6 protein-coding genes and 1 pseudogene are annotated in these 8,932 nt (G+C 60.8%); 4 read left to right on the top strand and 3 right to left on the bottom strand.

Going from position 1 to position 8,932, the window contains the following annotated elements; genetic code table 11:
• Positions 1 to 543, top strand: a pseudogene (locus tag VSS37_RS00240) (hypothetical protein); the annotation flags it as partial.
• Positions 544 to 634: 91 nt separating this feature from the next.
• Here the strand turns inward: VSS37_RS00240 and VSS37_RS00235 are convergent.
• Positions 635 to 1,720, bottom strand: a complete 1,086-nt coding sequence (locus VSS37_RS00235; protein ID WP_324692589.1) for a PstS family phosphate ABC transporter substrate-binding protein — start codon at positions 1,718 to 1,720, stop codon at positions 635 to 637.
• A gap of 177 nt (positions 1,721 to 1,897) precedes the next feature.
• On the opposite strand from VSS37_RS00235, the gene VSS37_RS00230 reads away from it, so the two are divergent.
• Complete coding sequence (locus VSS37_RS00230; protein ID WP_324692588.1) at positions 1,898 to 2,653, top strand: lysophospholipid acyltransferase family protein; 756 nt, start codon at positions 1,898 to 1,900, stop codon at positions 2,651 to 2,653.
• Here VSS37_RS00230 and VSS37_RS00225 read toward each other — a convergent pair.
• Positions 2,631 to 3,440 carry a GNAT family N-acetyltransferase gene (locus VSS37_RS00225; protein WP_324692587.1) on the bottom strand — a complete coding sequence of 270 codons (810 nt, stop codon included), beginning with the start codon at positions 3,438 to 3,440 and terminating at the stop codon, positions 2,631 to 2,633. The genes VSS37_RS00230 and VSS37_RS00225 overlap by 23 nt on opposite strands.
• 170 nt (positions 3,441 to 3,610) lie before the next feature.
• On the opposite strand from VSS37_RS00225, the gene VSS37_RS00220 reads away from it, so the two are divergent.
• Together VSS37_RS00220 and recB are read left to right on the top strand one after the other, a co-directional pair.
• Positions 3,611 to 4,378, top strand: coding sequence for a fumarylacetoacetate hydrolase family protein (locus tag VSS37_RS00220; protein ID WP_324692586.1), 768 nt, complete (start codon positions 3,611 to 3,613; stop codon positions 4,376 to 4,378).
• Positions 4,379 to 4,612: 234 nt separating this feature from the next.
• Positions 4,613 to 8,140, top strand: coding sequence for an exodeoxyribonuclease V subunit beta (gene recB, locus VSS37_RS00215; protein ID WP_324692585.1), 3,528 nt, complete (start codon positions 4,613 to 4,615; stop codon positions 8,138 to 8,140).
• On the opposite strand, the gene VSS37_RS00210 is transcribed toward recB, so the two are convergent.
• Positions 8,125 to 8,904, bottom strand: coding sequence for a sulfite exporter TauE/SafE family protein (locus tag VSS37_RS00210; protein WP_324692584.1), 780 nt, complete (start codon positions 8,902 to 8,904; stop codon positions 8,125 to 8,127). The genes recB and VSS37_RS00210 overlap by 16 nt on opposite strands.
• Positions 8,905 to 8,932: the final 28 nt, after the last annotated feature.

Here is an 8,932-nt window from a genome sequence, read left to right as displayed (position 1 = left end):
CCTCGTGTGGGGAGTGTGCCCTTTATGAGGTGTCCGGGATTATTAGACCAGTACAAGCAGGCATGGTATTTGACCCCGCAACGCCGCCTGGACATGGGTAAGCTGCTCGACAGCTTCCAGCAGTTTTTCCGTGAAAATGCCGACGTGTGGTTGCAAGGCTTGCCTTACCGCGAGGCTGGGCCGCACCTGATCCTGCAAGCCTTCCTGCAACGCATTGTCAATGGCGGTGGGCGTATCCACCGCGAGTATGCATTGGGGCGCAAACGCACTGACTTGTATCTGGAGTGGCCGCTGGATGAAGCCAGAGGATTTGCTGGGGAGGTGCAGCGGGTGGTGATCGAATTGAAAGTCCTGTACGCCAACCTCGACAAAACCATTGCCGACGGGGTGGCACAGGCCAGTGAGTATGCCCGTCAGTGCGGGGCGGATGAGGTGCATCTGGTCATTTTTAACCGCGACCCTGCCATTGGCTGGGATGAAAAAATTTGGCATCAGGTGCGGGCAGACGCCAGCGGGATGAGGGTGGACGCGTGGGGGGCATGAGGCTGCAATGAAAAAAGGGAGCGCATTGCGCCCCCTTCATGCCTCCGTTATTGAAACTATTCATGCGGAGGGGGATGTTGTTATTGAAACATCATTTCAGGTCGTCAGCCGTCAGCGGTTTCAAGTCCGCAGCGTTTTTGGCGGCGGCCTCGCGCTGGTCTTCCGGCAGCGGGATCAGGCCTTTTTCAGACAGATAGCCGTCGTCGCCCCAAGCTGAGTCGCTGGTGAACTCGGCGATGTATTCCTTGATGCCCTTGACTTGGTCAACGTGGGAGTTTTTCACGTAGAAGAACAGTGGGCGGGAAACCGGGTAGCTGCCGTCAGCAATGCTTTCGAAGGTCGGGTCAATGCCGCCGACTTTGGAGCCTTTGACCTTGTCCATGTTCTGTTCCAGGAAGCTGTAGCCGAAAATGCCCAGCGCGTTGGGGTTGGCTTCCAGTTTCTGCACGATCAGGTTGTCGTTTTCGCCTGCTTCAACATAAGCGCCGTCTTCACGGATGGTCATGCAGGCTGACTTGTGCTCTTTTTCCTTGGCTTTGGCTTCGTCTTCCTTGCCTGCTTCCTTCAGCTTTTTGGTTTCCGCTTCCAGCGCGTCGATGGCGGCGATGCCTTTGCAACCTTTTTCCATCACCAGTTCGCCGAATGCGTCGCGGGTGCCGGAGGTGGGCGGCGGGCCGAGCACTTCGATTTTGCTGTCAGGCAGTTTGGGGTTGACTTCCTTCCAGGTTTTGTTCGGGTTGTCGACCAGTTCGCCCTTGCCGTTGGGGACTTTCTTGGACAGCGCCATGAACAGGTCCTTGGCGGTGAGGTCGTATTCAGGGGCAGCCTTGGCGTTGGCGATGGCGATGCCGTCGAAACCGATCTTGATTTCAGTGACCGCGTCGACGCCGTTTTTCTTGCAGGTTTCCAGCTCGCTGTCTTTCATGCGGCGGGATGCGTTGGTGATGTCTGGTGTGTCGGCGGCGGCGCCTTCGCAGAACATCTTGAAGCCGCCGCCGGAGCCGGTGGATTCAACTTTGGGCGCCGGGTTGCCGGTTTTTTTGCTGAACTGCTCAGCAACAGTCGTGGCGAACGGATAAACGGTGGATGAACCAACGATTTCGATGTTGTCACGCGCATGGGCGGCGGTTGCAGACAGCGCGATACCCGCAGTGATTGCCAGGGCAAGTTGCTTCATTTATTCATTCTCCAGTCTTGTGTATTTTGGTAAGGATTCAATGTCAATATTGAATGCTTGCGTACTGTAAGCAGCAAATATGACAGTTATATGACAAGCACAGAAAAATAGTGTTATGGCCTTCCACCGCCGGGTGGAACCCAATACCCTCGGCGCTCGGTCAAAAGGGAGCATGAAATGAAGCAATTACGTCGTTATTGGCGGTTGGCGCGGCTGGCGCTGCACATTGTCAATGGGGTGGTGCTGACAGCGTTGTTGGGGGGAATCCTGCGGTTGTCATTTAACCTGCCCGCCTACCAGCGCCTGGTCAGTTGGTGGTTGCGCAAGGTTGCGCAGATTCTGGGTGTGCGCGTCACCGTGATGGGAAAACCTGCTGAAGACGCTGTGTTGATGGTCGCCAACCATGTGTCCTGGTTGGACATTTCCCTGTTGGGCGGCTATGCCCGGCCACGTTTCCTTTCCAAACAGGAAGTGCGCGACTGGCCGGTGATCGGCTGGCTGGCGGCCAAATCCGGCACCCTGTTCATCACCCGGGGCCAGGCGGGCGCGGCGGCGCAGGCTTCCGCCACCATTTCGCAGGCGTTGCAGGCGGGCAGGGCGGTGCTGTTGTTTCCGGAAGGCACCACCACCACTGGCGATGACGTGCGCACTTTCCATGCGCGCTTGCTGGCCACGGCGCTGGATGCAGGCATCCCGGCGCAGCCGGTGGCGCTGCGTTATCCGGGGGATAACGGCCTGACCAATCCACTGGTCCCCTACGTTGACGAGCAATCGTTGTGGGAAAACTTGCAAGGCTTGTTGGAGGCGGAGGAAATTCGGGCGGAAATCCATTTCCTGCCGCCATTGGCGACGGCAGGCATGGATCGCAGGACACTGGCCGCCCGTTGCGAGCAGCAGGTGAGGGGCGTGGTTACGCAGCGCGCGACAGGCTGACGGCGCTGGCCGGGCGCTTTTGCAGGCTGCCCTGGACAAAATGGCGGTGATAACGGGTGTTGAGGTTGTTCACATCCAGCAGGATGAAAATGTCCGCCACATTGAAATCCGGGTCGAGGCAGGGCTCGCCGCCCACCCACGCCCCGAGTTTCAGGTAGGCTTTCAGCAGCGGTGGCATGCTCATCCGGGCGGCGGGTTGGGCTGGCAGCAGGCGCATCAGCGGCTTCACCCGGTATTTTTCCGGTGCCAGATTGTTGCTGCGGGCTTCGTTCATGATCGCCGCCGCCTGCGCGCCGCCGTCGTTCATGCTGATGCTGGCGCAGCCGAACATGAAACCGACCTGGTGCATTTCCATGAATTGCGCCAACCCTAGCCACAACATGCCAATGCCAGCGCCATTGCGGAACTCAGGGTGGATGCAGGTGCGGCCAATTTCGATCGCATTGCCGCGCAGGTGCGGGAACATGCCGCCGAGGTCGAATTCGTTTTCGGAATAGAAACTGCCCGCCCGGCGTGCGTTCGGCGTGGTCAGGATGCGGGTGGAGCCGACCACTGCGTGGGTGTCGGCGCGGCGCACCAGCAGGTGGTGGCAGAATTCGTCGTAGTAGTCACGGTCGATGCCTTCATGGGCGCTTTCCAGTTGCGCGCCCTGTTCCCGTGCGAAAATGTCGTAGCGCAGGCGCTGGGTGGCGTAAATGTCCTCTGGTGTTGCTGCCAATTCCACCCGCAGCAGCGGAACCTCCTGTGGCCGCAGTTTTTGTGTGTCGTGTTTGATCATGGCAGTCATGCATGCAGTCCTCTCAAATGTATCGGAAAATCTTAAAAAGCCTGCGTGACAGGGCTGTGACAGTTATTTTGCAAGGAGATTAAATCTGGTTGCTGCCCCGGCGTGGTGTGGCTGGATTTCCCGGCGTTGCGACAGTAAGCTCATGCCTTTATGTCAAAGGAGGTTGCGGTATGGCACGGTGGGTGCGTTTTGAAGCCGATGGTTCAACCCGTTTCGGCGTGTTGGCGGATGGTGGGATTACAGAATATGCAGGCGACATGTTTGGCGGCAACAGCGCCATTGGCCGCGAGTTTGCCTTGGCTGATGTGCGCCTGCTGATGCCTTGCCTGCCCACCAAGATGATCGGGTTGTGGAACAATTTCCAGGAACGCGCCGTGCTGGAAAAATTGCACAAGCCGGAGCATCCGCTGTATTTCCTCAAGCCCGCCAACAGTTTCGCCGGGGAAGGCGACCCGGTGCCGCGCCCCTTTGGTTACGCGGGCATGGTGGTGTTTGAAGGTGAACTGGGCATTGTGGTCGGCAAGCGTTGCCGCAATGTGGCGCTGGAAGATGCGCCCGCCCACATTTTCGGCTACACCTGCGTCAATGATGTCACCGCCCGCGACCGGCTGAAACTGGACCCGGCGTTTGTCCACTGGAGCCGCGCGAAAGGCTCCGACAATTTTGGCGTGTTCGGCCCCTGCATCGCCACCGGCCTGGACCCGGCGGAACTGCGCGTGCGGGTGGAGCTGAACGGGGTGGAAAAGCAAAACTACCCGGTGTCCGACATGTTCTTTTCCCCGTATGAGATTGTCAGCCGCATTTCCCACGAGATGACGCTGGAGCCGGGCGACGTGATTGCTTGCGGCACGTCGGTCGGCGTGTGCGGGATGGAGGATGGCGACACGGTGGAGGTCAGCATCGAAGGCGTTGGGAAACTGACCAACGTGTTTGGTTGACGCGCAGCCTTTCTGCCCGGCCAAAAAAGTAAAACCCTCCCGGCGCAGGGAGGGTTCAAGGCATTAAGGGCTGTGAATTTTTATGATGAACTATTGGGGGTTCTTGGGCTTTGCACTTGCCGCCGTTCTGACTGACAATACTTTCTACATAAACAATGATCAACCTTAGCGGTAATAACGGCCAGCGGCTGTCTTGGTTGACACAAAATACAACTTTTTTCCTAAATTTTTATCATGCAGACACTCGACGCCCAACGCGTCCCGCTGGAAGGGACCAATCTGATCGAAGCCAGCGCCGGAACCGGTAAGACCTGGACCTTGTCCTGGCTGTACCTGCGCCTGATCGCCGTTTATGGGTTGAAGGCCGACCAGGTGCTGGTGGTGACTTACACCGAAGCGGCGACGGCGGAATTGCGCGACCGTATCCGCAAGCGGCTGGCGGATGCGCTGGCGTTCCTGGAGCGGCGCCCTTGTGAGGAAACCTATGGTGCCTTGCTGGAGGAAACGGAGGCGGTGGTTTGCATCCAGCGTCTGCGGCTGGCGCTGGTCAGCTTCGATGAGGCGGCGGTGTTCACCATCCACGGTTTTTGCAAGCGGGTGCTGAGTGAAAACGCTTTTGAAGCCCGCTTGCCGTTTGAAAGCGAGCTGGCCGCCAATGAAGACAGCCTGCTGACCGAACTGGCCGATGCTTTCTGGTACCGGCACTTCCTGACCCCTGACCCGCTGCATCTGCGTCTGCTGCAAAAGCATCAACTGACGCCTGACAGTTTGCTGGCGGATGTGCGCCATTTCATCGGCAAGCCGTACTTGCAGATGGAGACGCCTGCGCTGGCGGCGGCGTTTGCGGATTTGCAGGCGGCGTTTGACATGGCTTTTGCAGCTTGCCAGGAAATCTGGAAGCAGGAGCGCGGTGCCATCGTTGAGCTGTTGCTGGCAGGCGCGCTCAATGGCAATTCCTACAGCAAGCGCAATGTGCCCAACTGGGCGGGCAGGCTGGATGCGTTGTTTGCGGGCGAAAGCGGGATGGAGGCGGCGCAGGATGCGGTCGCCCGTTTTTCCAGCGAAGTGTTGGCGGAGAAAACCAAGGGTGGCAAAGCCACGCCCGTCCACGCTTTTTTTACCCAGGTTGATGCATTGCTGGCCGCCCATGCCGCCTTGTGCACAGGCGAACAGGCCGCGCTGGAGCATCTGCGGCTGCAATTGCTGCTGCATCTGCGCCGCGAATTGCCGTTGCGCAAGCAGCAGCTCGGCATCCTCACTTTCGACGACCTGTTGCTGCATTTGCATACGGCGCTGGAACAGCATCCGGCATTCGCGCCGCGTCTGGCTGCGAAATACCAGGCGGCGCTGATTGATGAATTCCAGGACACCGACCCGATCCAGTACGAAATTTTCTCGCGCATCTACCGTGACAGGCCGGAACAGCGCGTCTTTTACGTCGGCGACCCCAAGCAGGCGATTTACGGCTTCCGGGGGGCGGACATCCACACCTACCTGCGGGCGGCGCAGGCGGCGGGCCATCGCCATACCCTGAAGCAGAATTTCCGCTCCCGTGGCGATCTGTTGCAGGCGCTCAACCTACTGTTTGCGCAGTCCGGCAATCCCTTCCGCAGCGAAATCGGCTACGAGCCGGTGGCGGCAGGGCGCGACCAGGCCGCCTTGCAGGTGGAGCCGCCGCTGCCCCCTATCCGCCTGTGGGACTGGAGCTCGCTGGAAGAAGGCTGCAACGCGCCCGCCGTACAGGAGCGCATCGCGGACGCCGTCGCCCATGACATCGCTGGGTTGCTCAACGCCGCCCGCGCGGGGCGCGCCACTATCGGCAGGCGGCCAGTGCGCAGCAGCGACATCGCGGTGCTGGTGCGTGAAAATCGGCAGGGCGAACTCATCAAACAGGCGCTGCTGGCGCGCGGCATCGCCAGCGTGCAGCAATCCCGCGACAATGTTTTCTGCACCCGTGAAGCCAGTGAGCTGCGCGCCGTGCTGCGGGCGGTCGCCGAACCGGGCGATGAAGCCGCCCTCCGGCAAGCGCTGGTGACGGAACTGTGCGGTTTTACGGCCAGCGGCCTGTACGCCCTCGATGAACAGCCCGAGTTGCTGGAGCGGCAACTGGAAGCGTTCCAGGGTTGGCGACAGACCTGGCATACGCAAGGCTTCATGCCGATGTTCCGCCAGTGGATGCTGCAACGCGACCGTTACGCCCATCTGCTGGCGCTGGCGGATGGCGAGCGCCGCCTGACCAACCTGTTGCATCTGGCCGAATTGGCCCATACCGAAAGCCGTTTGTACGGCCATGGCATGCATGCGCTGATCCGCTGGCTGCAACAGCAAGCCGAAGCAGGCGCGCAGGACGAAACCCACGAACTGCGCCTGGAAAGCGATGAAAATTTGGTGCAGATCACCACCATCCATAAAAGCAAGGGGTTGGAGTACGGCATTGTGTATTGCCCGTATCTCTGGCTGGAGCGCGACCCACGGGCGGGAAACTGGTTCAGTTGGCACGACGCCTCGCTGGCTGGCGGCGGTGCCCGTTTGCAGCCCTATGCGCTGGCCAGTGACGAAGCCTTGCGCCAGTTCCGCGAGGCGGAGCAGGCCGAAAGCTTGCGCCTGCTGTACGTGGCGCTGACCCGCGCCAAATACCACTGCACCATTGCGCTGGTCAGCGGACGCATCAACCTGTTCGATTACTATTCCGCGCTCGGCTGGCTGTTGTTCGGCCAACTGGGGCAGGGGAGCGAAATCCTCGGCAAGCTGCGTAAGGACGGCATGCAGCCCGCAGAGCGGCAGGGACTGATGCATCAGCGCCTGCAAGCCATCGTGGCGGAGGCGGCGGGGCTGGTCAGCCATGAAGTGCTGCCGCCGGAGCAGGAGCTGATCCGCTGCCAGCCGGAAAGCGGGCAGGTGGAATCCAGTGTCCGCCACTACCGGCACCGCTTGCCGCCATCGCCCAGGGTCGGCAGTTTCAGCGGCCTGGCCGCCGGTAAGGAAGACGAACGCCCGGACTACGACACGCTGGTCTGGCAGTCGCCGCTGGCGCATGAGACGGCGCGCACCGCCTTTCCGCGCGGTGCCAAGGCAGGCAGTTGCCTGCATCAGATGCTGGAGGAGCTGGATTTTACCCGGCCATTGGTAGGGCAGCGGGAAACCGTCCTGTCGCCAGCCCTGCAACGGCACGGCTTGCCGGAACGCTGGCTGGCGGCGGCGGAAGCCTTGCTGGAAAATGTGTTGCAGACCGAACTGCCGCCCGCCATCCGCCTCGCCGCCCTGCCGAAGCAGCGCCGCCTGGATGAGCTGGAGTTTTATTTTCCGGTGGCGCGCCTGCAACTGAAGCCCTTGCAGGCATTGTTGCACCGGTTCCTGCCTGCGGAATGGGCAGCCATCCACGCCGCTGTCGACCGCTTGAAGTTCAACACCCTGACCGGCTTCATGAAGGGGTTCATCGACCTGGTGTTTGAGGCGGGCGGGCGCTATTACGTGGTGGATTACAAATCCAATGAGCTGGGGGCAAGCTGGCAGGACTATACCCCGACGGCGATGCAGGAGGCGATGGCGGAGCACCATTACTACCTGCAATACCTGATTTATTGCCTGGCGCTACACCGTTACCTGCGGCAGCGGCTGGCCGGTTATGACTGGGATAAGCATGTGGGCGGGGCGTTGTACCTGTTCCTGCGCGGCATGAACCCTGCGCAGGCGGGTTCCGGGATTGTTTTCCACCGCCCGGACGCCGCCCTGATGGAAGCGCTGGATCATTTGATCCAGTAAACCAACGCAATGATGACCCCAATGCTGACCACCAGCCAGCGCAATACGGTCGGGTTGATGCTGCCCGCCAGTTTCCCACCCAGGACGCCGCCCGCCAGCGCGCCCACCGCCATCACCAGCGCCACCGGCCAGACGACCTTGGCGGAAAACAGGAAGAACACCGCTGCCGCCACATTCACGCAAAACGCGACCGCTTGCTTGAGCGCGTTCAGCCGGGTCAGGGAATCGTCCAGCACCAGCGCCAGCGCCGCCAGCACAACCACGCTTAACCCGGCGCCGAAGTAGCCGCCGTAGACCGCTGCCAGCAGCAGCAGCGGAACCACCCAGAATGCCGGTATCCCTTGGGCGGTGTGGGCTTGCAGGCGCTGGTTCAGCCAAGTGCGCACCGGCGTCTGGATGGCCAGCAGCAGGGATGCCAGCAGGATCAGGAAAGGGACTAGCGACTGGAACAGTTTTTCGGTGGTGTGCAGCAGCAGCACGCCGCCGAGCACACCGCCGATGATTGCGGCAGGCAGCACTAGCCACAACCGTTGGGTCTGGCTGCGGATATCGCCCAATTGCGCCAAGGTTGCGCCAAAGTAGCCAGGGCATAGTGCCACCGTGCTGGTGATATTGGCGGCCACTGGCGGGATGCCGATAGCCAGCAGGGTGGGGAAGGTGATCAGCGTGCCGCCGCCCGCCAGCGCATTGATGGCACCCGCCGCCAGCGCCGCCAGCATCGCCAGCAGATAAGCCGTCCAGTCGAGTTGCAGCCCGTCAGTCATGGGGAAATCCTTGCAGGGTGGAAAGGGT

This window comes from Candidatus Thiothrix phosphatis (assembly GCF_035668035.1).
Classification (GTDB): domain Bacteria; phylum Pseudomonadota; class Gammaproteobacteria; order Thiotrichales; family Thiotrichaceae; genus Thiothrix; species Thiothrix phosphatis.
Note: the sequence above shows the minus strand (reverse complement) of the source record. Positions and strands in the feature narration are given on the sequence as shown.

Excerpts from the sequence above, each read along its gene's own strand:
- VSS37_RS00235 (WP_324692589.1), bottom strand. The coding sequence starts at position 1,720 with ATGAAGCAACTTGCCCTGGCAATCACTGCGGGTATCGCGCTGTCTGCA.
- VSS37_RS00230 (WP_324692588.1), top strand. The coding sequence starts at position 1,898 with ATGAAGCAATTACGTCGTTATTGGCGGTTGGCGCGGCTGGCGCTGCAC.
- VSS37_RS00225 (WP_324692587.1), bottom strand. The coding sequence starts at position 3,440 with ATGACTGCCATGATCAAACACGACACACAAAAACTGCGGCCACAGGAG.
- VSS37_RS00220 (WP_324692586.1), top strand. The coding sequence starts at position 3,611 with ATGGCACGGTGGGTGCGTTTTGAAGCCGATGGTTCAACCCGTTTCGGC.
- recB (WP_324692585.1), top strand. The coding sequence starts at position 4,613 with ATGCAGACACTCGACGCCCAACGCGTCCCGCTGGAAGGGACCAATCTG.
- VSS37_RS00210 (WP_324692584.1), bottom strand. The coding sequence starts at position 8,904 with ATGACTGACGGGCTGCAACTCGACTGGACGGCTTATCTGCTGGCGATG.